At 33.6% G+C, this 23,005-nt stretch carries 26 protein-coding genes and 1 pseudogene; 16 read left to right on the top strand and 11 right to left on the bottom strand.

The window, feature by feature from the left end:
* The first annotated feature begins 11 nt into the window (after positions 1-11).
* The 4 genes and pseudogenes from IJ258_RS04545 to mtrA all read left to right on the top strand — a co-directional run.
* Positions 12-431, top strand: a complete 420-nt coding sequence (locus IJ258_RS04545) for a cupin domain-containing protein (protein WP_292803572.1) — start codon at positions 12-14, stop codon at positions 429-431.
* A 178-nt stretch (positions 432-609) separates the two neighbouring features.
* Positions 610-1,128 (top strand): nitroreductase family protein, encoded by a 519-nt coding sequence (locus IJ258_RS04540; RefSeq protein WP_292803569.1) that lies wholly within the window; start codon positions 610-612, stop codon positions 1,126-1,128.
* Between the two features lie 88 nt (positions 1,129-1,216).
* Positions 1,217-1,507, top strand: coding sequence for a hypothetical protein (locus IJ258_RS04535; RefSeq protein ID WP_292803564.1), 291 nt, complete (start codon positions 1,217-1,219; stop codon positions 1,505-1,507).
* A 72-nt stretch (positions 1,508-1,579) separates the two neighbouring features.
* Positions 1,580-2,095: pseudogene (mtrA, locus tag IJ258_RS04530) on the top strand (tetrahydromethanopterin S-methyltransferase subunit A); the annotation flags it as partial.
* Positions 2,096-2,206: 111 nt separating this feature from the next.
* Here the strand turns inward: mtrA and IJ258_RS04525 are convergent.
* Together IJ258_RS04525 and IJ258_RS04520 are read right to left on the bottom strand one after the other, a co-directional pair.
* Positions 2,207-4,084, bottom strand: coding sequence for a YhgE/Pip domain-containing protein (locus IJ258_RS04525; RefSeq protein ID WP_292803558.1), 1,878 nt, complete (start codon positions 4,082-4,084; stop codon positions 2,207-2,209).
* Positions 4,081-4,680, bottom strand: coding sequence for a TetR/AcrR family transcriptional regulator (locus tag IJ258_RS04520; protein WP_292803554.1), 600 nt, complete (start codon positions 4,678-4,680; stop codon positions 4,081-4,083). Before IJ258_RS04520 ends, IJ258_RS04525 begins: the two co-directional genes overlap by 4 nt.
* A gap of 301 nt (positions 4,681-4,981) precedes the next feature.
* Here IJ258_RS04520 and IJ258_RS04515 point away from each other — a divergent pair, with 301 nt between their 5' ends.
* The 3 genes from IJ258_RS04515 to IJ258_RS04505 all read left to right on the top strand — a co-directional run bounded on the left by IJ258_RS04515 (position 4,982) and on the right by IJ258_RS04505 (position 7,633).
* A complete protein-coding gene (locus IJ258_RS04515) occupies positions 4,982-5,326 on the top strand; it encodes a hypothetical protein (protein WP_292803551.1) in 345 nt (114 codons plus the stop codon).
* A gap of 77 nt (positions 5,327-5,403) precedes the next feature.
* Entirely contained in the window at positions 5,404-5,973 is a 570-nt protein-coding gene (locus IJ258_RS04510) for a restriction endonuclease subunit S (protein WP_292803548.1), read from the top strand.
* A complete protein-coding gene (locus IJ258_RS04505) occupies positions 5,960-7,633 on the top strand; it encodes an N-6 DNA methylase (protein ID WP_292803545.1) in 1,674 nt (557 codons plus the stop codon). The genes IJ258_RS04510 and IJ258_RS04505 overlap by 14 nt, the downstream gene beginning before the upstream one ends.
* Here IJ258_RS04505 and IJ258_RS04500 read toward each other — a convergent pair.
* From IJ258_RS04500 to IJ258_RS04465, 8 genes are all read right to left on the bottom strand, one after another.
* On the bottom strand, positions 7,630-9,546 hold the full coding sequence (locus IJ258_RS04500; RefSeq protein WP_292803626.1) for a cation:proton antiporter: 1,917 nt from the start codon (positions 9,544-9,546) through the stop codon (positions 7,630-7,632). The two genes, IJ258_RS04505 and IJ258_RS04500, sit on opposite strands and share 4 nt — an antisense overlap.
* Before the next feature lie 79 nt (positions 9,547-9,625).
* On the bottom strand, positions 9,626-10,237 hold the full coding sequence (locus tag IJ258_RS04495) for an orotate phosphoribosyltransferase-like protein (protein WP_292803542.1): 612 nt from the start codon (positions 10,235-10,237) through the stop codon (positions 9,626-9,628).
* Positions 10,238-10,246: 9 nt separating this feature from the next.
* Complete coding sequence (locus tag IJ258_RS04490; RefSeq protein WP_292803539.1) at positions 10,247-11,203, bottom strand: Gfo/Idh/MocA family protein; 957 nt, start codon at positions 11,201-11,203, stop codon at positions 10,247-10,249.
* Positions 11,204-11,217: 14 nt separating this feature from the next.
* Complete coding sequence (gene hemC, locus IJ258_RS04485) at positions 11,218-12,087, bottom strand: hydroxymethylbilane synthase (RefSeq protein WP_292803536.1); 870 nt, start codon at positions 12,085-12,087, stop codon at positions 11,218-11,220.
* A gap of 110 nt (positions 12,088-12,197) precedes the next feature.
* A complete protein-coding gene (locus tag IJ258_RS04480; protein WP_292803532.1) occupies positions 12,198-13,109 on the bottom strand; it encodes a hypothetical protein in 912 nt (303 codons plus the stop codon).
* 60 nt (positions 13,110-13,169) lie between these two features.
* Positions 13,170-13,616 carry a hypothetical protein gene (locus IJ258_RS04475; protein ID WP_292803529.1) on the bottom strand — a complete coding sequence of 149 codons (447 nt, stop codon included), beginning with the start codon at positions 13,614-13,616 and terminating at the stop codon, positions 13,170-13,172.
* 8 nt (positions 13,617-13,624) lie between these two features.
* Positions 13,625-15,466 (bottom strand): bifunctional NADP phosphatase/NAD kinase, encoded by a 1,842-nt coding sequence (locus IJ258_RS04470; protein WP_292803526.1) that lies wholly within the window; start codon positions 15,464-15,466, stop codon positions 13,625-13,627.
* A gap of 1 nt (position 15,467) precedes the next feature.
* The gene (locus tag IJ258_RS04465; protein WP_292803523.1) at positions 15,468-15,929 is read right to left on the bottom strand and encodes a pyruvoyl-dependent arginine decarboxylase; all 462 of its coding nucleotides are present in this window, start codon (positions 15,927-15,929) and stop codon (positions 15,468-15,470) included.
* A gap of 155 nt (positions 15,930-16,084) precedes the next feature.
* Here IJ258_RS04465 and IJ258_RS04460 point away from each other — a divergent pair, with 155 nt between their 5' ends.
* The 5 genes from IJ258_RS04460 to IJ258_RS04440 all read left to right on the top strand — a co-directional run bounded on the left by IJ258_RS04460 (position 16,085) and on the right by IJ258_RS04440 (position 19,949).
* Positions 16,085-16,480 (top strand): translation initiation factor IF-5A, encoded by a 396-nt coding sequence (locus IJ258_RS04460; RefSeq protein WP_116592239.1) that lies wholly within the window; start codon positions 16,085-16,087, stop codon positions 16,478-16,480.
* 38 nt (positions 16,481-16,518) lie between these two features.
* Complete coding sequence (gene speB / locus IJ258_RS04455; protein WP_292803518.1) at positions 16,519-17,385, top strand: agmatinase; 867 nt, start codon at positions 16,519-16,521, stop codon at positions 17,383-17,385.
* A gap of 7 nt (positions 17,386-17,392) precedes the next feature.
* On the top strand, positions 17,393-18,214 hold the full coding sequence (locus tag IJ258_RS04450) for a 4Fe-4S binding protein (protein WP_292803515.1): 822 nt from the start codon (positions 17,393-17,395) through the stop codon (positions 18,212-18,214).
* A 104-nt stretch (positions 18,215-18,318) separates the two neighbouring features.
* A complete protein-coding gene (locus IJ258_RS04445) occupies positions 18,319-18,444 on the top strand; it encodes a hypothetical protein (RefSeq protein ID WP_292803512.1) in 126 nt (41 codons plus the stop codon).
* Positions 18,445-18,611: 167 nt separating this feature from the next.
* On the top strand, positions 18,612-19,949 hold the full coding sequence (locus IJ258_RS04440; RefSeq protein WP_292803509.1) for an NCS2 family permease: 1,338 nt from the start codon (positions 18,612-18,614) through the stop codon (positions 19,947-19,949).
* 38 nt (positions 19,950-19,987) lie between these two features.
* Here the strand turns inward: IJ258_RS04440 and IJ258_RS04435 are convergent, their stop codons facing one another.
* Positions 19,988-20,266 (bottom strand): winged helix-turn-helix domain-containing protein, encoded by a 279-nt coding sequence (locus IJ258_RS04435; protein WP_292803505.1) that lies wholly within the window; start codon positions 20,264-20,266, stop codon positions 19,988-19,990.
* A gap of 118 nt (positions 20,267-20,384) precedes the next feature.
* Between IJ258_RS04435 and IJ258_RS04430 the strand changes: the two genes are divergently transcribed.
* The 4 genes from IJ258_RS04430 to IJ258_RS04415 all read left to right on the top strand — a co-directional run bounded on the left by IJ258_RS04430 (position 20,385) and on the right by IJ258_RS04415 (position 23,003).
* A complete protein-coding gene (locus tag IJ258_RS04430; protein WP_292803502.1) occupies positions 20,385-20,834 on the top strand; it encodes a hypothetical protein in 450 nt (149 codons plus the stop codon).
* Positions 20,835-20,893: 59 nt separating this feature from the next.
* Complete coding sequence (locus IJ258_RS04425; protein ID WP_292803500.1) at positions 20,894-21,346, top strand: hypothetical protein; 453 nt, start codon at positions 20,894-20,896, stop codon at positions 21,344-21,346.
* A 9-nt stretch (positions 21,347-21,355) separates the two neighbouring features.
* Positions 21,356-21,661, top strand: coding sequence for a DUF5518 domain-containing protein (locus IJ258_RS04420; protein WP_292803497.1), 306 nt, complete (start codon positions 21,356-21,358; stop codon positions 21,659-21,661).
* 121 nt (positions 21,662-21,782) lie between these two features.
* A complete protein-coding gene (locus IJ258_RS04415; RefSeq protein WP_292803494.1) occupies positions 21,783-23,003 on the top strand; it encodes a TIGR00300 family protein in 1,221 nt (406 codons plus the stop codon).
* Positions 23,004-23,005: the final 2 nt, after the last annotated feature.

The raw sequence follows: 23,005 nt of genomic DNA, 5'->3' as shown, positions 1-23,005 counted from the left end.
GGTGCAACATTATGTCTGGTTTTGATGATGAAAATATTTTTGGAAAAGGCGTTTTTAACGAAATGTTTGATGAATACTTCACAGGGGACTCATTTCTAAATCCGTTGGTTGATGTGAATGATAATCTGCTCTTTGTAGCCAATGTGACATTTGAGCCTGGGTGTAGAAACAACTGGCACATACATCATGCTTCAAAAGGCGGAGGGCAGGTTTTGATTTGTGTTGCAGGAAAAGGATGGTATCAGGAAGATGGTTTGGATGCAGTTGAGCTAAAACCTGGGATGGTTGTTGAAATAAAGCCGAATGTCAAACATTGGCATGGTGCCCAAAGGGACTCCTGGTTCAGCCATATTTCTGTTGAAGTTCCAGGCGAAGACACTTCCAACGAATGGCTTGAAGTTGTGGATGATGATTATTATGATAATCTATAACTCTTTTTTCTTCAATTAAATTGATTTAACAATTAATCAAATATTATTTTCCCAATGACTTTTTTAATTTCATCGTGTCTGTCTTTGATATTAATGTAGTCATGTAATTTTTTCAAACATTGGTTCTGTTTATCCTATATCACAATATATAATTACTTAATTTTCTAAAAATATTGTCATGGGACTTATAGATGTAATGCTTAAAAGAAGAAGCACAAGGAAATTCAACACCGAACCGGTCACAAAGGATGAATTGGATAAAATTCTTCAATCAGCGCTTCTTGCTCCGACCAGCAGGAACAGAAAGCCATGCAATTTCATGGTCGTTGAGCGCAAGGAAACATTAACCCAATTGGCAAAATCAAAAGACCATGGCGCAGATTTGATAGGTGGTGCAGATAAGGCAATAGTGGTTGTTGCAGATGCTTTAATTGCAGACACATGGATTGAGGATTCATCAATCGCCCTGACTCATATGCATTTGATGGCAACCGAATTGGGTCTTGGAAGCTGTTGGGTTCAGATTCACTTAAGGTCTAAAGAAGGCAGAGATTCTGAAGAGATTGTCAGAGATATTCTGAAAATTGACGATCACTTTAGAATTGTGGGAATTCTTGCAGTCGGCCATTCTGATGATATTCCTAAGGCACATGTTCTGGATGAAATTGATAAGGGTAAGATACACTTTATAGTTTAAATACTACTTTACACCCTTGAAAAGTTACAAAATATTTATAAGTATTTTAAATAAACTTTTATATAGAAAAATACAAGAGGGTATGAAAATGCATGTTAAAGATTTATTAGATGATTTGGATATTCGGGTAAAATTGCCTCAGCACTGGTATTCAACAGATATCAGCAATGATTTCGAAGATGCGGAACTTCTTCAAAACGATGAAATAATCAAAATAGAAACTGTAGGTGAAAAAAACACCAAACTGATTCTCATTGACGTTACCGATGGAATGAGTGTTGTTACAAAATTCCCTGATGGAAAAGTCATCGGTGTAAAGTATCTTGAAAACAAGGATGACTTTGAATACATCGGAAAACCTTCCGAGTTATACTACTAATCAAATTTAGTTACAAAATATTTAAATATACTTTCAAATAAAATCTCAATTATATAATTAGGAGGAAATATCATGGCTGATAAAAAAGCTCCTGCAGATGGTTGGCCAGTAATCAGTGGAGACTATATTGTAGGAGATCCAGAAAGTCCTGTTGCAGTAACTACTCTTGCTTCTCACATTGAAGCCGAATTATCAGGAGCAGCTATTGCAGGACCATGTAAAACAGAAAATTTAGGTATTGAGAAAGTAGTTGCAAATATCATATCTAATCCGAATATTAGATTCCTGATTTTGGCTGGTGCAGAAGTGCAGGGACATATTACTGGTCAAAGTTTTAAGGCATTGCATGAAAACGGAGCAGATCCGGATAAAAAGAAAATTATCGGAGCTACTGGGGCAATTCCATTCGTTGAAAACGTTCCTCTCGACGGTGTTGAAAGATTCCAACAGCAATTGGAAATTGTTGATTTAATCGATACTGAAGATATTGCTGCAATTCAATCAAAAATCAATGAATGTGTAGAAAAAGACCCTGGGGCACTTGAAGCTGACCCAATAGTAATGGAAGTTGACGAAGAAGAGGAAAAATTAGTAATCGTTGACAAAAAGAATTCCAAGAAAAAAGCTGAGGCCTAATGTCTCAGTTAAACTTTTTTTTTAAAAAAATTAAAATTTAGGATTGAAATATTTTTCAATCCCTTAAAATAAATCTGTTTCTTCCAAACGCTCTTCAAAGTAATGTGATGCGTCTTCTGCTTTTTCTTTAATAATTACTGCAACAATAACGGTTATAATACCAATTCCCATTAAAACTGCTAGTGAAGGCATGTAATTAGACCAAACTATGCCTAATTGAGCTTCCCTGACTAAATTGATTGCATATGTCATTGGCAGGTAAGGATAAATTATTTGGAATATATGTTCCATAATCTCAATTGGATAAATTCCTCCAGTTCCGGAAATTTGAAGCACTAAAAGAACAACTCCAATTCCTTTGCCGACTTGACCTAATGCGGATATTAAAGAATACATGAGCACCATGAAAATTACCGATACAAGTGCTGCTGAAAATGTAAACAGCAACGGATTTTTAATTTCGACGCCTAACAGGAATGCTCCAGAAATTGTGACTGCCGCCTGAAGTAAACTCATTACTATGAATAATAGTAGTTTACCGAAATACATCTCTAAAGGAGAATATTTTGTTCCAGTACTGGTTCCTGGTTTAAGCATTACACATGTAATGACTGCTCCGACCCACATTGATAAAACAAGATAGAATGGCGCAACATTTGATCCGTAATCTTCAACTGGGAATATTTCTTCACGTTCCAATTTTACAGGGGAGTAAATATAATCTCCGATTTGGGATTCATTAACTCCTGTCACAGCGGAAAGTGAAGTTGATGCTCCGGATAATGCGCTTGCTGCAGAGAATAATGCCTGAGATGCTGAAGATGATAACAATTGGGAACCTGCTGCAAGACTTAAAGCCCCTTCAGCTAATTCATTGGAACCGTCTGCTACATCACCTGCGCCGTTAGCCACATCTTTAGCTCCACTTGCAACATCTCCTGCTCCATTGGCAAGTTTTGATGAACTGTTTGCAAGTTTGACAGAACCTTCAGCTAATTCACTTGATCCGCTAGCCAATTGTGAACTTGAATTTGCAAGACTCACAGAACCTTCGACAACATCCTTAACTGGGCTTGGCAGCACTGAGGGGTCAACTGAGGATTCTAAATTGCTGGCTCCTTGTTGAACTTGTTGTGAACCAGATTTGATTTTGTCTGCACTTGAAGACACTTCACTTGCACCATTGTCAATGGCTTTAGAACCAGATTTTACTTTATCTGCTCCATCATTAACTTTTGAAGCACCAGTTTTTACTTTATCTGCACCATTGCTTAAATCTGAAGCTCCTGAAGATACTTTATCTGCTCCTGAAGATACTTGACTTGCTCCATTGGATAATTTTGTTGCTCCACTTGAAAGCTGGCTTGCTCCTGAGGATAATCCGGATTGCAGTTCTCCCAATTTCCCATATGCTGCTAAGTTAATAAATTCAACAATTTTTGCATTCATTGTTCTGTAAACTGCATTTGATGCAGTGTCGGTTAATTTATTTGCAACGGGATTTGCTTTAATGTTCACTACATAATCGATTTTTGCGGATTTTGGGTTATCGCTTGTAATGGAGATTACATCTTCACTTAAGTCCTCGGGTATAACCATTCCTGCATAGTATTTTCCGTCATGAACTCCCTGTCTCAGCTCATCTTCTGTCACAAAAACCCAATCAAAGTCAGTATTGTTTTTCAACTCTTTAACAAGTTCATTACCAACATTTAGTTGGGATCCTTCATAGGATGCTCCTTTGTCTAGGTTTGCTATTGCAAATTGTATTTCTCCTGTATTTTCATATGGATTCCAACAAGCTTGGATATTAATAAGAGCGTATAAGGAAGGTAAGATTATAATGGCCACTAATACAATTATTACAATTGGATTAGAGAAAGATGCTTTTAAATCTTTTTTCATTATTTCAACAATGTTGTTGATGTCTCTTCCACTCATTTTATATCACTTTTTATTCCGTTTAAGATAATGTCTAGGAAGTCTTCAATATATTTGTCAATAGGATACTGTGGGGTTTTACCATACACTTTCCATAGAATTATTGATTCAAAAAGAATACTGAACATATTTAGAGCAAGAATTTCTGGATTTATTTTTCTTATTTCGTTTTGTTGGATTTTTAATGAAAAGAAATTTTTCAATTTTAGGATAATTGTTTCTGAAATTCTTAAGAATACTTTATTTTCGGTTGGAATGTTTCTAACTTCTTCCAGTCCGACTTTTATGATATTTAATTCATAATCAGTTAAATTAGCAACTTTGTAAAAGCAACTGGTTAAATATTCTTCAACACTGGTTTCGGGAGTGGATTCAAATATTTCCTCGAGCTTGCTTATTAGATTGTTGCAGTAGTAATCTTTTGCAGCTTCTATTAGTTTTTGTTTGTTTTCAAACTTTCTGAATAGTGTAACTTCACTTACTTCTGCTTGTGTTGCTATTTTTTTAGTTGTTGCTCCAGATATTCCTTCTTTTTCTAGAATATGAAATGAAGCATTGATGATTCTCTCTTCAATACTTCCACTTTTAACTTCCATAATGTAAGTAAGCACTTACATTCATAAATACTTTATGTTTTTGTGCATTTGTGTTTTTGCATTTTTTTGCATTTTTTTAAAAAATACAAAAACTTTATATTGTATAAGAAATAAATGATATTTTACAGCTTAATAACTGTAATTTTTTAAAAAATATTATAAAAACAGTTAAGTTTATATACTATAAAAATTAATGTATTATTACAAAAGTCAAAACTTTTGGATAAATACATTAATTTACAAAAAATCCACACCATTGTATTTTAAGGTGATATATAAGAAAATAAAAAGAGGTAATGATATGAACTCAAAAATTAATTGGAGCGAAAAAGTAAAAAATTTAGATGAAACAATAAGAAAAGAAATTGGTATTGATGAAGAAAATGATGCAAAACACATTCTGATTAGGGTTCAAACCAAATCTGCAGAGTCAATCGAACCTGCATTCATTGTGGGGGAAGATGAAACATTCCTTGATTTGTTTGTTTTATCTCCACAAGGACCAGGAGTTACTTCTACAGCTGTCATAAAAGACAACATCCAAAGCATTGGAGTAATCGGAGGAGTTTCAGCAGAAAAAGTCGACCCGTCAGAAATACGTGATGAAACACCGCTGCTTGATGATGTTTCAGGTCTTTACCAGTAATCCAGTTTTGGCTCACCACCAAAACTAATGCTCATTCAACCACCATTAAATAATTACTTTCTTTGAAAGGGATTAAAATGCAAAAAATAAAACTTGAAGATATGGCGGAGATTATCTCTGGCTTATCATACAGAAGATATCTAGATGAAAAGGGTGATTCCTTCAAAATCATAGTTCAAAGATCCATCAAAAAAGATGGAGAACTGTCTGATTTCGAAGAGGTTTCCCTTAACCATGACATTAAGGACAGATATTTCACACAAAAAAATGATGTCCTCATGAAAATGACTTATCCTTATGATGTCGTTTGTGTAAAAGAGGATAAACTTCTTATCAGTGACAGGATTGCCATAATCAGACTCAACACTGGCTATGATGCAGAGTTCATTGCACACCTGCTGACAAATGCACATATCAAAAAACAGCTCCATGAACTTGGAGGAAGTGGAAAACTGCCCCATACATCACTAAAGGATATAAAGCAGCTTGAACTTGTCATGCCGGATTCTAAAACTCAAAAGAAATACGGTGAACTTCTAAACACAATCAATGATAAAATCATTGAAGATTCACGTCAGGTAGAATATGACAGACGTCTAAAGGAGGCAATACTGAACGATTTATGGGGTGAATATGATGAAAAATAAAAAATCCAGCAACTATACTATTCTAAGACGGATTATGTCCAAATCAAGAACCATCAATTTCCCTCCCCAAGCAGACTACATTATCCTCTACACTTTCCTGTACAAGTATTGCTCAGATACTGTCAGGGATTTTTTGGATTTTGCATTAAAGGACAAGGAACTAACAATTGATGAGGCTTATAAAAACAGTGAATTTCAGGCGGAACTTGTTTTTGATTCACTGAAAATGAATGGATTTTATATTAAAAAATCTGACGCTCTCATTGAGGATGTAATTAACGATGGTTTTGATAAGCCGGGTTTTTTGGCTGATTTTTTAAAGATATTTCCTGAAAGCGTAATATTCAATTCAGAATATCATAATATCAAGTACTTTAATCTGCTGTTTAAAACAATTGATGATGAAATTGACACTTCTGAGTTTGATGAGGAATTGAATAGTGCTATATCTGAAATCATCAGTTTGATTTCAAAATTAAATGTTTTTGACAGTGATTTTGAATTTAGAGAAGTATATGACATAGTTGCATCATCAAGATTTATGCATGTCAATTCAAATCCGCAATTTGTTACTCAGATATTGATTGCAATTGTTTTAAGTGAAAAGAAACATATCAGTTCGGTCTATGACCCTTTCATGAAAGACGGATCTTCAATCATGCGCCTGTATGAACATCTTGGTTTTGGTCTGAAGTACTGCTATGGAAAAGACCAAAGCAGAATAAACTTATGTCATGTTCTAGTAAAACTATTCATAAACAGTGTGTCATTGAATGATGTATTCATAAAGCAGGAGGATGCACTTGATTCCATAGACATAAATGGTGCATCATTTGATGCAATCATATCAAAAATTCCGATTGCCATAAAAAACTATTATTCTTCAAATTACAATCAAGGCAGGGAAATTGCTAAAAGAAATAGGCGAAGTGAGCTTGAAAGTTTCCTGATGAATAACTTGGGAATTGATGATGATTCATTCAAGCAGGACAGTGAATTGAATCAGGCATTGGAAAATCTTGTTGACAAGATTGATTTTAATGATTCTGGCATTGATTTCACAGGTCAGTATGCACAGTTAATGGATAGTGAATTTTTATTTTTAATCAATCTCATAGATTCCCTTAAGGAAGACGGAATCATGGCAGTAAGCATTTCAGAAAACTTCCTTTTTAAAAATTCACTGGAGCTTTTAAGAAAGTATTTGACAGAAGAGAAAAACTACATCGATGCAATCATCAGAATTCCAAGTGAAATTATTCGTTCAAGGCCGGAAATAGTCATTGTTTTTAGAAAAAACAAAAAAAGTGATAATATTCTATTTATTGATATGTCTGCGGATTATGAAACCAAAAAAAGCGGATTGGTATATCCTGGACTTTTTAGAAAGAATTTTATTCTTGATGAAAAGACAATGTCTAAAATGGAAAATGTATTTGCAAACAGATTATCACTTCCAAAATATTCCAATCTGATTTCCATCGAAGAGATTGAAGAGAATAATTTCAATTTGTCAGTTTCACGATATGTTGATACTTTTGAGGGTGAATTCATAACACTTGAAGAGCTGGTTGGTGAAAAACGGGAAATAGAATCCAATATTCATGAACTGAATTTAAAAATTGAAAAAATGATGGATGATTTGAATATTAATTTTTAGATGGCATCAAAGAAATTATTAATGTTTTCCCTATGCCCAATGAATAATATCAAATCATCTTCAAGAAATTTGAAATCAGATTTAACATCAATAAAAGTATCTTTACCACGAACTACTCCTGTTACTTTTAAATTGTTCTCTTCAAACGGCAAATCATCAATATGAGTATTTTCAGACACTCTTAATGAATCAATTTCTAAATCTGTGTACTTATAGTTGAGATAGCTTGAGATGTCTTCTGAAGTCACGGTTCTAAATGCATCATAGTTATCTGACCTTAAGTCATTTACGGCATCGGTAATTTCATTAAGATCTTTGTTATAGTAATTCATCAATCTTGTAAACATCAAAATACTGGTTTCAAATTCTTTTGGTATTACTTCATCTGCACCGGCTTCAATAACTTCATCAATACTTCTTAAATAACGTGTACGTACAATAATGTGTATGTCAGGGTTCAGGCGTCTTGCAGTATCAATTGTCTTTAAAGTCTCCTCATATGTTGAGGCGGAAATTACAATGCACTGTGCTGAAGTAATGTTCAGCTCTTTTAGGACACTTTCATTTGAAGCTTTACCGTATATGATAGGCAAGCCCAATGCCTGTTGATTTTCAACAATGACAGGATTCATATCCACAATGCGAATAGGTATTTTGAACTGTCTGCAGGCTTTGGCGATATGTTTTCCATTACGGCCCAAACCGACTAAAATCACATGATCTTCTATTTCATGCTCTTCTTCCAATTCTTCAGGCAATGTTTTTAATTCATTATCAATCTGGAAATAGGACAATCGTGCAAATAACCTGACAATTTTTGGTGTTGCCTTTTCTAAAAATGGGGTTAGGGACATTGTAAGAATGCTGACTCCTAAAAATATGCTGAAAAACTGATTAGTCATTAATCCATAATTCATTCCTTCCTTTGCAAGAACAAAAGAAAATTCCCCGATTTGACTTAAAAGAATTGCAATGCTGATGGATATTTTGGTAGGTAATTTCAAAACCATTCCTGTGATTAATGTTGCAGTAAAGTTGATTATTAAAATAACTGCAGTCAACACGAGGATTATTCCAATGTTTGTAAGGAATAAATGCAAATTAACCATTAAACCAATACTGATGAAGAATAAACTCATGAATACGTCTTGGAAAGGCTGGATATAACCTAATGTCTGATGGGAATATTCGGTATTTGATATGAGCAATCCTGCAAGGAATGCTCCTAGTTCTGGACCAATTCCAATTAAACTGGTTGCAAATGTGGTTCCCATACATATGAACAAGGTTAACAGTAAAAACAGATCCCTGTTTTTTGTTCGAGCTGCATCTCTTAAAGCCAATGGGATGAACCATTTGGCACCGGCAAATATTATTAACCCAAGACCAATTGCTTTTATAAGTAATAAGGGGATCGTATTCAGATTAATTGATTCTCCACCTAATAATGGAGTAATTAAAATTACAATAATTACTGCAATGTCCTGAAATATCAAAATTCCTAATGTCACTCTTCCCTGAACAGAATGGGTAATGTGTCTTTGCTGCATTACTTTCATAACAATTGCTGTTGATGAAAATGCAACTAAAAATCCTAAAAATATTGCACTGTTTAAACTGAGACTTAACACTAATCCGAGTAATGTAATCAGTACTGTTGTTAAAACTACTTGTAGTATTCCTCCAATCAGGGCATAGTTTTTAATTGCCGAGAATTTCTCAGCAGAAAATTCCAGGCCGATGATAAACAGTAGAAATATCACTCCTAACTCTGAAAATGTGGATATGATACTTGTATCATTAACGACATGTCCGAGGACAATGCCTGTAATAAATAATCCTATCATTGTGGGTAATTTTAATTTGTTAAATATCAACAATACGATCACTGCTGTAATCAGTATTATTGACATGTTCTGTAGCAATAGTATATTCATGGTTAATGTTCCTTTAATGTGGTGTTATTGGAAAAAATAAGAAATGGTAGTAGATTTATAATCTACTTACTTTAATTAAAGATTCAACAGGCACACCTTCAATTTCAGAAAGTCCTGCTTTATCGATTAATACGGTAACGCAGGTAGGTTCTCCACCTAAGTCTTTAACTGTATGAATCACTTCTTTTGCAGTTTTTCCACTTGTAATGACGTCGTCTACAATTACAACTTTTTTACCTTCAACGGTTCCGAAGTTAGTACTGATGGTACCTTCATCATTACTTTCATCAACGTCTTTTCTGTGTTTTTGAGGGTGGAAAATAGCTAAGGATGTATCTTCACCGGTCATATCCTCAACATGCTCTGCCATGACAGTTGCAAAAGGAATACCACTTACTGCAATACCGACAATAGTGTCAACATCTCCGTGTGATAATGCCATGTCACTTAAAGCACCTGAAACATAACTTAAACGTGTTGAGTTTCCACCGATGCTTTTCCAATTAATAGCAAAATCCACTGGTGCTTCAGCTTTTACTTCAGCGGTTTTTTGAAGTGTTAACCATCTTGCAGTGTCCATACTTACATTAAGTTCATCTGCAATTTCACCAGTTGTAAATCCGTGGCTTCTAAGTTCTTGAGCTTTTTGAATTAATTTTTGTTTCACATTATCACCTTATTGTAGTTCTTCAAAGCTAATTGGTTTATGTTCTTTGGAGGATTGATTTGCAGCAATAACCATTTTAAGAGCTTTTAATCCATCTTCACCAGTTATTTCTGGTTCGTCTCCGTTCATTACTGCATTTAAGAATGAAGTTAATTCACTTTTGAGTGGTTCTTCATGTTTGATTTGAATATCTTGGGCGAATTTACCGTATACCTCAATACTCTGTTTGATATAGTCGACTGAAATGATTCCAGCGGTACCGGTAAGTTCTAATTCTCTACGTTTGTATGGGGTTAACCAGTTTACTTCAATTATTCCAGTAGATTCGTTGTCAAAGTTAACCATAATCTCTGCATGGTCTTCAAATTCACTGTCATCAAAACTACTGTTCATGGTACCGTAAACTTGAGTCACTTCCTCTTCAAATAAATAGTTCATAATGTCTAAATCGTGAATAGCTAAATCTATTGATACTCCAACATCTTTTATTCTTGGTGGGAGTGGTCCTACTCTTTTTGCAAATGCGGATACAATATCTCCAATAACTCCATCATCAATAAGTTCTTTAGCCTTTTGAACAGCAGGATTAAATCTCTCAACATGTCCGGTTGCAAGCATGACTCCTGCTTCTTTAGCAGCAGCAATCATTTCTTCAGCTTCCTGCACTGTAAATGCAATAGGTTTTTCGACTAAAACATGTTTTCCATGTTTAATGGCTTCCATAACCACTGCATGGTGAAATGTGGTTGGTACACAAACACTCACTGCCTCTATGTCAGGATTTTCCAATAGTTCGTTGTAGTCCGTATATCCTTTAGCACCATATTTTTTCTCGATTTTTTTAAGTGCTCTTTCACTTACATCACTTACAGCGACTAAATTTGCTTCTTCTATTTTGTGATAGACACGAACATGGTTTTCACCCATCGCACCTACTCCGACAACTCCTACGTTAATAGTTTTCAATTTAATTCCTCCGTCTAAACATAATCTGTGAAAATTTTTCCGATACGTCTGCCAAGTTCAACCGCATCTCTGATGGATCCTTTTTCACTTTGTTCTTTTAGGATTTCTCCTTCTTTGGTTAATAATATAGAATAAATATTAAATTTATTATCATTCATTCGTGCTATTGCACCTATTGGCCATTGGCAACCAACGCCAAGTTCCTCAAGCACTTTTTTTTCAGCAAGAACTTCCTGCATGGAATAGTAATCATTTAATTTTGAAATTGCCTCTTTTTTATCACTGTCTTTTCTAGTAATAATTGCCAATGCACCTTGGCCTGCTGGAGGGGTGATATAATCCAGTGGAAATACATTCTTGATATATTTGGTTAGATTTAATCTTTTCAGTCCTGCCTGTGCCATTATGGTCGCATCCAAATCACTTTCTAAGGCTTTTTGAATTCTGGTTTCAATATTTCCTCTGATAGGTTTGAGTTCAAATTCCTTGTTGTAATGATTACAAAAAGCTTCTCGTCTAAGACTGCTGGTTCCAAGTTTTGATCCGGGACCTAAATCATTCCAGTCTTTTTTTGAGATTAGCACTTCATTTGGAGATTCTCTTTTAGGAACAGCAACAATTTCCAAATCTTCATCTAATTCTGTAGGCAAATCTTTAAAACTGTGAACAGTAAAATCAACTTCTTCTTCCAAAAGGGCAATATCCAATTCTTTTGTAAAAAGTCCTTTGGAATCCATATTGTACAGTTGGGATGTAGTAATCTTATCACCTTTGGTTTTAATAATTTCTACATCAATTGATTCGCCGGTTATTTTAGATAAATCTGCACATACTTGATTTGTTTGTGCTAAAGCTAATTGACTACCGCGTGTTCCTACAATCATTAATTATCTCCATTTTTAAAATTTGTTTTGTAAGATGACCTTACAATATTTTGTTACATTATTAATTTTTAGAATTAATATATATTAAATGTTTCAATTTTTTGAATATATCATCTTTGTGAAACTTTACGGTAATCTGATCTATAAATAAAAAGAAGATTCTTATTAGTTTTTATAGCTAAATCGTAAACATCTGTGTATTTTTCAATATATGTATAAGGTTTAGTTATTTTTTTTGAAATTGACAAACCTAAATCTCCAGTTAAAATTATCTCACATTGCAGTGTATTTAGGAATTTTGTTAATTTTTCTTCATCAATTTCTTCGCAGGTTATGCCGTAATCTCCTCCAACTGAAATGTAATAATCGTTTAAATTATTAATCATATTGATAGATTCCTTTATGGCTTCTGTATTCAGTCCAGGATTTATTTCTTCAATAATTATTGAATTTTCAACAGTCTTTTTATTTGTTCTGCCGGGAATTCCTCTGTAATTTTCAAGGCCTTTGATGATTCGGCAGACATCAATTTCTAAGCTGAGGCAGCTTAAAACAACTCCTAAAACATTGCTTACATGATGCGGTCCTGGTGCAAATGTTTTTAATTTGATTTCACCTGAAATAATCTGATCATTAATCGTTTTGACATTATTGTATATTATTTCAAGTTCTGTTTGATTTAAATCATACTCTGCTTTTTTAACAAATAGGTTTGATGATAAATCACTTAATGAAAACGTATTGATTTTGTCATGTTTTACATCTTTATAATATTCATCCAATGCCTCCTTTTGTATGCAAACACAAGGACATCGGAATATCTGCTTTTTAGCTTCACTTGCACAGCTTTTATTTCTTGCGATAGGATAATTTTCAGCAATGTTTAATAATAGTCCAACATCTCCGATTCCGCTAACGCCAAGGGATGATTCAAAAATGGTAGAGTTATATTTTCTTAAATTTTCACTTTCAACAACTCCGTCTGCTATTTTACAGATTGGATTAGCGATTTTATAAGCCAAATCGACAGTTTCTTTGATGTTTGCAGGAGTTATTGAAATATCCTTTTTCAGGATTATTTCTTATTTATCTTCATATAATATTGCACCAAGACTGGATAAAATAAGGGGATTTTCATCAATTAAAATTTCTTTAAGCATAAAAACTGAAGTGGTTTTTCCTTTAACTCCGGTCACTTCTATTTTTGGAATGTCATCTCCCCAATCATTGAGAAGGTCCCTGATGCATTCATGATGGGTTTGAAAAGTATAATTCAAGTCAGGATTGTTTTCTTTTATTTCTTCAAAAGACAACGGCATATGAATTGGGTAAATTACATTCATATCTCCTTTAAAATTAATCAAATCTTTCAGTTGAATTAATTCCACATCATAAACTTGTAGCATTTTGGCATCAATGCCTTTCAGGGTGTCATACAGGTCAAATGCTAAAACATTTTTGCCTTTTTTTGCCAGGCTAATGGCTATTTTTACTCCACCATGGGTCAGGTCAATTACAAGATTGTTCATTAATCCACCTATTTGCTGTCAATGCCGCCTTCGTTTAATTTGTCTTTAACCTTTTCATAGAAGTATTTTGAAGAGGTTCTTATGAAATGCGCATCTTTTCTTGATTTTTTAAATTTGATTTCCTCTTCATATTTTGCCTCTTCATTAATTTGACCGTCCATAACAAACACTGCATTTTTACCTTTTTTAAGTAGTTTTACAGTTATTTCACTGTTGTCTGATACGACAAATGGTCTTGCTCCTAGCTTGTATGGACAAATTGGATTTATGATGAATCCTTCAACTTTCGGATCGACAATAGGTCCTCCGGCAGACATTGAATAAGCTGTAGATCCGCTTGGTGTTGATATGATTAATCCGTCTGCTCTGACTTCTTCAATTATCTCTCCATCAACTAATATCTGGAAATGAAGCATTTTTGCAGGTTTATCAGTCATTACAACAACTTCATTCATTGCTTTGAAATTATGATTTTCGTGAGACACGACAAGACGGGTTCTTTTTTCTTTATAATAATCTCCTCTTAATATGTCATCCAATGCATCGAAAGTGTGTTTAACTTCGATTTCAGTTAAAAATCCTACTGTTCCCATGTTAATTCCAAAAATTGGAATTTCGTCCTTCATTTTATTATGGGCTCTAAGAAGGGTTCCATCTCCTCCTAAAATTATTGCCATATCGCAATCAAAATCAAAGAGATTTTCAGAAATTTTATCATAATCGATGTTGAAGTCGATTTCATCCAATTCAGAAGCGATTTCAGGATAATTATCTTTAGTTTCCTGAATAATTTTGCTTAAATCGGGATTTTCTTTTAGTTCAAGTAATTTATGTGCCAGCTGTTTTTCAACTACCACTTCGCGTCCATTTGTGAAGATGTAATCAATAATCTTTGCAGCAAACACTATCGGAGAGTCTTGGTCAATTCTTGAAATCACTCCGATTTTTCCAATTATTTCAGCTTGATTGTCATTTAGAATATCAATAATCTGTTTGTGCATTATTTTATTATTTGCAGCCACAACTATTGCCTTTTCATAAATACTCAATACGTTATCAAGTTTCTGGCCGTATTTGTCGGTAATTATTCCTCCGGCTTCTTCAAGTATTAATTTTCCAGCTGCAATGTCTATTATTCGGCTTCCTCTCAAATCAAGAAATGCATCATATTTTCCGCTTGCCACATAAGAAAGCTCTAAAACAACACTTCCAAGCACCCTCATACGACGTGCACTGTCAACCAGTTTTGAAGCTTCTGAAGTTCCTGTTTTTGTAAATCCTCCCAATGTCATTTCATTGACTTTAATCACATCACTAGGTTTTACTGCTTCATTGTTTAATTTGCATCCTTTTCCTTTTTCGGCTTCAAAAAAGTTACCGTTTGCCAAATTGTATAAAAATCCTAGTTCCACGTCATTTATTGTTGCAACACGTCCCTGATTAACATCAGCTATTGCTACAGAAATTGCATATGCAGGAATTTCTTTAATTGCATTGCTTGTTCTGTCAACAGGATCGATTAAAAATATGAATTTTGGTGTCTCTTCATCAGCTAAATCTGTACGTCTTAATTCCTGAGTTAAATTTATGCTTCTTTTTGTTCCTTTTCCTAACTTTAACTCTCCAACTTCTTCGCTGACTAGGTAGGAATAGACTTCTGCATTTTTCAATATGTTTATGATTTTCTCTTCAGCTACCTGATCTATAAATGATGTTGGGGTTCCGTCCGCACCGGTCTTTACTTCTGTTCCTCCCAAATCTGTTCCGACATATTCTCTTACTGCAGGTCCGACTTCTTTGATAATTTTATTTGCCAAATGTCTTGCGATTTTTCTAGTTTCCTTATCCATCCTATCCCTCGATAATGTCATCATTCAAATAAACAACTGAAGAAACTACGGATGCAATGTTTTTGACTTTTGTTGTGGAGTATTCAACCAGCATTTCCTTAATCTCCACATTGCGTTTTTCCATCATATATCTGACCATTTCTTCAGCTTCTTTTATAAGCTCGTCATTATCTTTATTGATTCCACTTGTTTCAACAACACAGCCTAGTTTTTCTCCAATAGCTAGCGCGATGACTGCTGTGATTTCATCACCAGGATTGTCAGAAGTGACTTCAGATAAAACACAATTCACCATGGCTCCGGCTTTGAGTTTTGGCAACTTTTCTATTTTTGCATTGCCTGCCAGCATGCTAGAAACTTTTATAAGATTTACATCACCAATTCCTGCCTGGGTTAAAGCATTATCAAATGCATTAAGTTTTGTTGGACCTTCATCATTTCCAGATACAATAGCTATTCTCATGTTATCACTTATTTTTTAATATGTAATTTAATGTATTTAATATTATTAATAAGCGAATACTTTAAATAAAATGGAAAAGATAGTTAATAGTAATCTAATAATATTCCTTATTATAAGATTAAAAACCGGTTTTTATATAAAATGGAGGAAAATTAATGTCAACAAAAGTTGTAGAAATCAAAACATTAAAAGTTGGAAAATATATTGTTTTAGGTGGAGAAGCTTGTAAAATCATTAGTTACACTACTTCATCTCCTGGTAAACACGGAGCAGCAAAAGCAAGAATTGAAGCTGTTGGTGTTTTCGATAATCAAAAAAGAAGTCTTGTAAAACCTGTAGATAACAAAGTAGATATTCCTATTATTGATAAAAGATTAGGTCAAGTTATCTCTATCCAAGGTGACAACGTACAAATCATGGATATGGAAAACTATGACACTATCGACTTACCAATGCCTGAAGACTTAAAAGATGAAATTACTGAAGGCAGAGAAGTCGAATACATTGTTGCTATGGGAAATATGAAAATAATGAGAACTAGAGGATCATAAGTTCTCTTTTTTATTTTTTCCTTTTTTTTAGATTTATTATGCTTTTAAATACTTATGAACCGTGGAAATTTGCATTTTCTGCTGAAAATGATGAAATTGTTGAAGATTCATTTGGAATAATCGGAGTTCCATTTGACAGCACTACTTCTTATCATTCCGGTTCACGTTTGGGACCAATTGTTGTACGTGAAGCATCATTTGGTTTTGAAAAATACAATACTGTTTTTAATAAAGATTTAACAACTACTTTTTATGATTTCGGGGATGTCAATGTTGTCCCGGGAAACTGTGAGTCAACCTGCCATATCATTGAGGATACTGTTAGGGAAATGTTGGACTTAAAAATCAAACCGATAATAATTGGCGGTGAGCATTCCGCATCTATCGGAGCGATTAATGCATTAACTGACAAGTATGAAAAATTAACTGTTATTCATCTTGATGCTCACAGAGACCTTGCATTTGAATTTATCGGCGAGAAATACTCTCATGCGACTGTTATGAGAAGGGCTCATGAAATGGGGGTTGATTTAGTTCAGATTGGAATCAGATCATCATCAAAAGATGAAGAGGAATTTGTCAAATCAACATATAATATTCAGACATTTAAGAATAGGGATGTCCACAAACATATGGATGCAATTGAATATTATTTGGTGAATATTGACGGTCCGATTTATATTTCAATTGATATGGACGTATTTAATCCTGCTATTGCACCTAATGTTGGAAATCCTACTCCTGGAGGATTGTTTGTTCATGATATTGAAACAATTCTTGAAACATTGTGTCATAAAAATGTCGTGGGTTTGGATGTTGTCGAAACTGCCAGTGATAAATTGGGTGATGCAACTGCAGTTGTGGCAGCTAAGATTATTTATGACTTTTTAACTTTAATCAAGTAAGATTCACATGATTAAAAAATCGCCAGTTATTATTGAGCTAGTTTTTGTGGCAATAGCCATTTTAGTATACTATTTGACTTCAAATATATTTTTTATATTCAATTTTCTTTATATTGGTTCTGCAATCACTGTAGGAGTGTATCTGATTGGAAATGGCTATAAATATGCAAGAAACTTTATTATGCTTGCAATTGGATCCTATTTGTTATTCTATGTAGGAATTTTGGGGCATGAAAACTTGTCACTTTTCGGATTTTGGTATTATCTGTCATTAGGTGTTTTTGAGGCAGCTGTAATTCATTTTTTAATTGCAAAGATTATTGGACCGTTTATTTTCGGCCGTGGTTGGTGCGGTTATGCATGCTGGACTGCTATGATTTTGGATTTGCTTCCGTATAAAACTCCTCAACATGAGCAAAAAAATTGGGGATATGTGAGATATATTCTTTTTGCAGTGATTTTAACAGCGTTTATAGGTTTATTGGTGGTTAAAGTTAATAATTTGGATGATATAATTTTTTATCTATTTATATTTGGTAATCTGGCGTATTATATTATTGGTATTGCTTTAGCATATATTTTAAAGGATAATCGTGCATTTTGTAAGTATGTATGTCCTATTACAGTCTTTTTAAAGCCTGCCAGTTATTTTTCATTTTTAAGGGTCAGTGTTGATGGGGATAAATGCAATGAATGTGGGCTTTGTGTTAAAAATTGTTCTATGGATGTCGATTTGTTAGATTCATCACGAACAAGACACAATGGTACCGAATGCATTTTATGTGCCGAATGTATCAAAAATTGTCCTAAAAATGCGATTGATTTTTAAATTTAGGTTTAACAAAATTTCTGTGCTTTTTTTAGGTTAAACTAATTTTAAAATGCTTAAATTTATATATAACTTATTAGTTATTATTATTTAGAGGTGAAATCATGTCTGATGATAAAAAAGTATGGTCTTTAAATCCAATAGAAAGAATAGGATATAAATGCCTAACACAGGCTTTCATTGGAGCATATATGGTTAAAGACATTTTAGACCTCAATAATAAAGAATAAATAAATTCTTTGTATTTTATTGCCATTTTTTCCTATGGGAAATAATCTTATCTGAGCTTAGATTATTTTTCCAGGATAAAGTAAAAAATTATAGATAAATTTAATACTGTTTTTTTAAAAAAATAATACTATCTAACGAAAACTATTTTTTTCGTAAGAGGTGTTATATGTTGGATAATTTTTTTAAATTTAAGGAAAATGGTACAGATTTTAAAACTGAAATTCTTGCAGGTATCACCACATTCCTTGCTATGGCTTACATTTTAGGTGTAAACCCAGTAATCTTGGGTGATGGTGGAATGCCTGTTACCGGAGTGTTTTTTGCAACAGCTGTTGCATCCGGTGTAGCTTGTATAATTATGGGGCTAGTTGCTAAATATCCAGTCGGATTAGCTCCGGGAATGGGACTGAACGCACTGTTTACATATACTATAATTTTAGGAATGGGAAACACTTGGGAAACTGCACTTGCAGCAGTATTCATATCAAGTATAATCTTTTTAATAATCACTATTTCTGGTCTTAGGGAAGCTATCTTGAATGCTATTCCTATTGACTTGAAATTGGGTATCGGTGCAGCTATCGGATTTTTCCTTGCATTTTTAGGTCTTAAAGGTGCAGGAATCATTGTTGATGATCCTTCCACTTTAGTTGCAATGGGATCACTCATGTCAGCACCAGCACTTTTAGCATTAATCGGTATTATAATTACTTTAGTATTATATGTAAGAAAAGTGCCTGCTGCAGTATTTGTCGGATTAGTTATTACTGCAATAATTGGTGTAATCTTTACAGCTTTAGGATTCGGTGCAGGAGACATGTTAATGCCTGCTGTTCCAGCTGAATTCATTACTACTAATTTTGATTTATCATTATTTGCAGGATTTACTAAAGGATTTGGACAGCTGTTCTCAAATATTCCAAACTTGATTATGATGCTTTTCTCTCTTGTATTTGTAACATTCTTTGATACAACAGGAACATTAATGGCATTAGGTAGACAATGTGGGTTTATAGATGAAGAAGGTCAAGCTGTTGGAATTGAAAATGCATTTTTAGCTGATGCTGTTGGTGGTATTGTAGGTGCAATATTCGGTACCAGTACTGTAACTGCTTATGTTGAAAGTGCAACAGGTATTGGTCTTGGTGGTAAAACTGGTTTAACTGCTGTAGTAACTGGTATATTATTCATATTATCAATATTCTTTGCACCATTAGTGTTAGGATTATTCACTTCTCCAGTTACCTGTGCTGCATTAGTGATTGTTGGTATACTAATGATTGGTCAATTAAAAGAAATTGAATGGGATAATTTAATTGTAGCAGCTTCTGTATTCATGACCATTGTAATGATGATTTTAACCTACTCCATTTCATTAGGTATCGCTTGGGGATTCGTAGTTTATGCAGTTGCAAGCTTAGCTACTGGAAAAGCAAAAGAGTTAGGTTGGGCTATCTGGTTAATGGTTATAGTATTTGTAATATACTTGTTCTTCGGACTTTAGACTCAAATTTGAGTCTAACTTTTTTTTATTTTTTAAAATTATTCTTTATAGTCTTTTTCTACTTTGTCAAGATAGTATTTGCCCTTATCGGTGATGCTGTAGAATCTATATCTTTTGTCTTCTTCATTAAGACATTCCACTAACTCCGCTTCTTTTAATGTTTTCAGATATTTTGAAACGTGGTTGCTGTTATCATCAATATCTTTACTAATCTTTGATGGAATTTTATCTTCTTTTTCAAGAGATTTTAGCACGTTGATTCTTTTTTTAGAGCGAGCTAGCAGTGATATAATGCTCATATCATCCTTTTTACTCATATTTAAAAATTTTAATTTTAGCTATTTAATAGATATCTATATGATATTAGCATGCTAATAGCAATGTTTATATTATGTGTTTACTAAAAATATCATTACAAAAATAAGGAGGTTCAATATGAACAAGAAAATTTTAACTTTGTTGGTTGTATTTTTTGTAGCGGTTTCAATAGCTACTGTATATGCTGAAGGACTTGAGTCTCATAATTTTGGACAATTTAAAATGGATATTCCTAATGCCTCAAATCTTGAAATAAATGAAACTCAGGGTGGTACTGGAAATCATCCTATATATGAAATTCCAAATTCTGATCTTACTCTTTTTGCATATGTGGACTATATCAACATAACTCATGTAAATGGAACTAAAAATGTAACTGATTTTGCTTTAAAGAAAATTAAAGAAAATTATACCGTAACTATTGAAAATGGCACTCCAACTTGGGTTTATGAAGATAGTGGTGATAATGGATATTTAATATCTTCAGATGATGATACACAGGTAGTGCTTATTCAAGGTAGAGATATTTATCTCCAAGATGCTATGGATAGTATTGAATTTAAATGAGTAAGCAATTGCTTACTTATCTATTTTTAAGGTGATCTTTAATGAATAAAAAGATTATTTTGGGTCTAGTAATTTTATGTGTAGCTATTGCTTCTGTATCTAGTGTTAGTGCTTGGTGGATTTTTGGTGGTGGAAATGATGTTACTGTTAATGGGGTTAATTTCCATTTGCCTGACGGTTTTGATGTTGATAATCCCGTAAAATCTGACATTGATGATGCCTATGAGAATATGGTTTATAAAAATACTGAAACTGGAGATACAGTTGATATTGCAGTTGATAATAAGGTAGCTGATGACTCAGCAATAAGTAATTCCTTAATTAAAAAAGGATTTCAACAAAAAAATATAGCTGGAAAAGATGGATTTTATAAAATGTATTTGTCAACTGATGTGGAGTTTGCTTATATAGATAATGATAAAGTTGTTTCTATTATAGTTCCATTTACCTATGACAAATATGGAGATAATTTTATGAAATATGATGAACTTCTTGGGGAAATAATAAAATAAGGAGATATTATGACTGAAGATATTGCAAGCAATTTTGAATTAAAGCCTGTTATTGTAGGAGCTGTTATTTCAATTGTATGTTTGTTGGTAGGAATGTCAACAGGAATTGGAGTTATAGGTATCTTGGGGTTGATTATTGGTTCGGCAATTTCTGGATTTTTAACTAATAATTCAACAACGCATGCTTTAATTTATGGGGCTATTGTTGGTTTTGTAAGTAGTTTTTTAATGTTTACTGTATTTTCAATACCAATATTTATTATAATAGGTTTATTTGGAGGATATATAGGTAAAGTTGTACAAAACAATTATTAGGTAGAATTCTATTTAAAATAAATTTATTTTTATTATCTTTCTCTTTTTTTAACATAACAATACCATTAAATATCACCAAAAATATAATTATTATATTAACTAAAAAATGGAGCATATTGTTATGAATAAAAGAACTATTGACCTTTCAGGCCATATTATTGACTCATTGATGTTAACTAAGACAATGGGTATAATTATGGACAAAGGAGGAGAATTTGATATTTTAGAAATCGATGTTGGACGTAAAAAATCAGACGAAAGTCATGCGAAAATTCAAGTGTCAGCTGATTCTCCTGAACTATTGGAATCTATTTTAGATGAACTGTCTGTACTTGGTGCATCTATTGATGAGATTAAGGAAGTTAATCTTGTTGCGGCACCTAAGGACAAAGTTGCTCCTGAAGGTTTTTATTCATCATCCAATCACACAACCCATATTTTCTTTGATGGGGATTGGATTTTAGTTGAGGACATTGAAATGGACTGTCTTGTTGTTGTTGATGAGGAAGCTAAACGCGCATTTGTAAAACCAATTGCTGATTTAAAAGCTGGAGATAAGGTCATTGTTGGTCTTGACGGTGTAAGAGTCACTCCACCTCACAGATCAAGAGAAGAACAGCAAGTTTTCGAGTTCATGAACAGTGAAGTGTCTTCTGAAAAGCCTTTAATGAATCTTATTAATGGAATTGCTTCTGAAATGAAGGAAATTAAAGCCAAAGGCGGAAAAATAGGTATTGTTGGTGGGCCTGCAATAGTTCACACCGGTTCCGGAAAATATCTGGCAGAACTTGTCAAACAGGGTTATATTGATGTTATCATGGCTGGAAATGCATTAGCTACTCATGATATCGAATCTAACCTCTTTGGAACTTCTTTGGGTATTGAAGTTGAAACAGGTAAGATTGTCGCTCACGGTCACACTCACCATATGAGGGCAATCAACAGAATCAACAATTCAGGTTCCATAAAGGATGCTGTTGAAGACGGCACTTTGACTGGTGGTATAATGTATGAATGTGTCAAAAATGATGTTCCATATGTTTTAGCAGGTTCCATTCGTGACGACGGGCCACTTCCTGATGTCATAACTGACACTGCTGAAGCACAAAAGTTAATGAGACATTATGCTCAGGAAGTTGATATGGTTATTATGATTGCCACTATGCTTCATTCAATTGCAACAGGTAACCTTCTGCCTTCAAGAGTTAAAAGTATCTGTGTAGACATTAATCCTTCTACTGTTACAAAATTATCTGACAGAGGTAGTGCTCAGGTGGTTGGTATTGTTACAGACATTGGAACCTTCTTGCCATTGCTTTTCAATGCTTTGAAGGAGGATTAGGC

It is taken from the genome of Methanobrevibacter sp. (assembly GCF_017468685.1).
Lineage (GTDB): Archaea > Methanobacteriota > Methanobacteria > Methanobacteriales > Methanobacteriaceae > Methanocatella.
This window is presented reverse-complemented; position numbering and strand designations above follow the sequence as displayed.

Bases quoted from the DNA above. Each gene is read 5' to 3' on its own strand.
- IJ258_RS04535 (WP_292803564.1), top strand. From the start codon at position 1,217: ATGCATGTTAAAGATTTATTAGATGATTTGGATATTCGGGTAAAATTG.
- IJ258_RS04450 (WP_292803515.1), top strand. From the start codon at position 17,393: ATGATTAAAAAATCGCCAGTTATTATTGAGCTAGTTTTTGTGGCAATA.
- IJ258_RS04510 (WP_292803548.1), top strand. From the start codon at position 5,404: ATGCAAAAAATAAAACTTGAAGATATGGCGGAGATTATCTCTGGCTTA.
- IJ258_RS04420 (WP_292803497.1), top strand. From the start codon at position 21,356: ATGACTGAAGATATTGCAAGCAATTTTGAATTAAAGCCTGTTATTGTA.
- IJ258_RS04515 (WP_292803551.1), top strand. From the start codon at position 4,982: ATGAACTCAAAAATTAATTGGAGCGAAAAAGTAAAAAATTTAGATGAA.
- IJ258_RS04465 (WP_292803523.1), bottom strand. From the start codon at position 15,929: ATGAGAATAGCTATTGTATCTGGAAATGATGAAGGTCCAACAAAACTT.
- hemC (WP_292803536.1), bottom strand. From the start codon at position 12,087: ATGATTGTAGGAACACGCGGTAGTCAATTAGCTTTAGCACAAACAAAT.
- IJ258_RS04460 (WP_116592239.1), top strand. From the start codon at position 16,085: ATGTCAACAAAAGTTGTAGAAATCAAAACATTAAAAGTTGGAAAATAT.
- IJ258_RS04520 (WP_292803554.1), bottom strand. From the start codon at position 4,680: ATGGAAGTTAAAAGTGGAAGTATTGAAGAGAGAATCATCAATGCTTCA.
- IJ258_RS04540 (WP_292803569.1), top strand. From the start codon at position 610: ATGGGACTTATAGATGTAATGCTTAAAAGAAGAAGCACAAGGAAATTC.
- IJ258_RS04475 (WP_292803529.1), bottom strand. From the start codon at position 13,616: ATGAACAATCTTGTAATTGACCTGACCCATGGTGGAGTAAAAATAGCC.
- IJ258_RS04415 (WP_292803494.1), top strand. From the start codon at position 21,783: ATGAATAAAAGAACTATTGACCTTTCAGGCCATATTATTGACTCATTG.
- IJ258_RS04470 (WP_292803526.1), bottom strand. From the start codon at position 15,466: ATGGATAAGGAAACTAGAAAAATCGCAAGACATTTGGCAAATAAAATT.
- IJ258_RS04500 (WP_292803626.1), bottom strand. From the start codon at position 9,546: ATGTCAATAATACTGATTACAGCAGTGATCGTATTGTTGATATTTAAC.
- IJ258_RS04545 (WP_292803572.1), top strand. From the start codon at position 12: ATGTCTGGTTTTGATGATGAAAATATTTTTGGAAAAGGCGTTTTTAAC.
- IJ258_RS04430 (WP_292803502.1), top strand. From the start codon at position 20,385: ATGAACAAGAAAATTTTAACTTTGTTGGTTGTATTTTTTGTAGCGGTT.
- IJ258_RS04435 (WP_292803505.1), bottom strand. From the start codon at position 20,266: ATGAGTAAAAAGGATGATATGAGCATTATATCACTGCTAGCTCGCTCT.
- IJ258_RS04445 (WP_292803512.1), top strand. From the start codon at position 18,319: ATGTCTGATGATAAAAAAGTATGGTCTTTAAATCCAATAGAAAGAATA.
- speB (WP_292803518.1), top strand. From the start codon at position 16,519: ATGCTTTTAAATACTTATGAACCGTGGAAATTTGCATTTTCTGCTGAA.
- IJ258_RS04525 (WP_292803558.1), bottom strand. From the start codon at position 4,084: ATGAGTGGAAGAGACATCAACAACATTGTTGAAATAATGAAAAAAGAT.
- IJ258_RS04440 (WP_292803509.1), top strand. From the start codon at position 18,612: ATGTTGGATAATTTTTTTAAATTTAAGGAAAATGGTACAGATTTTAAA.
- IJ258_RS04505 (WP_292803545.1), top strand. From the start codon at position 5,960: ATGATGAAAAATAAAAAATCCAGCAACTATACTATTCTAAGACGGATT.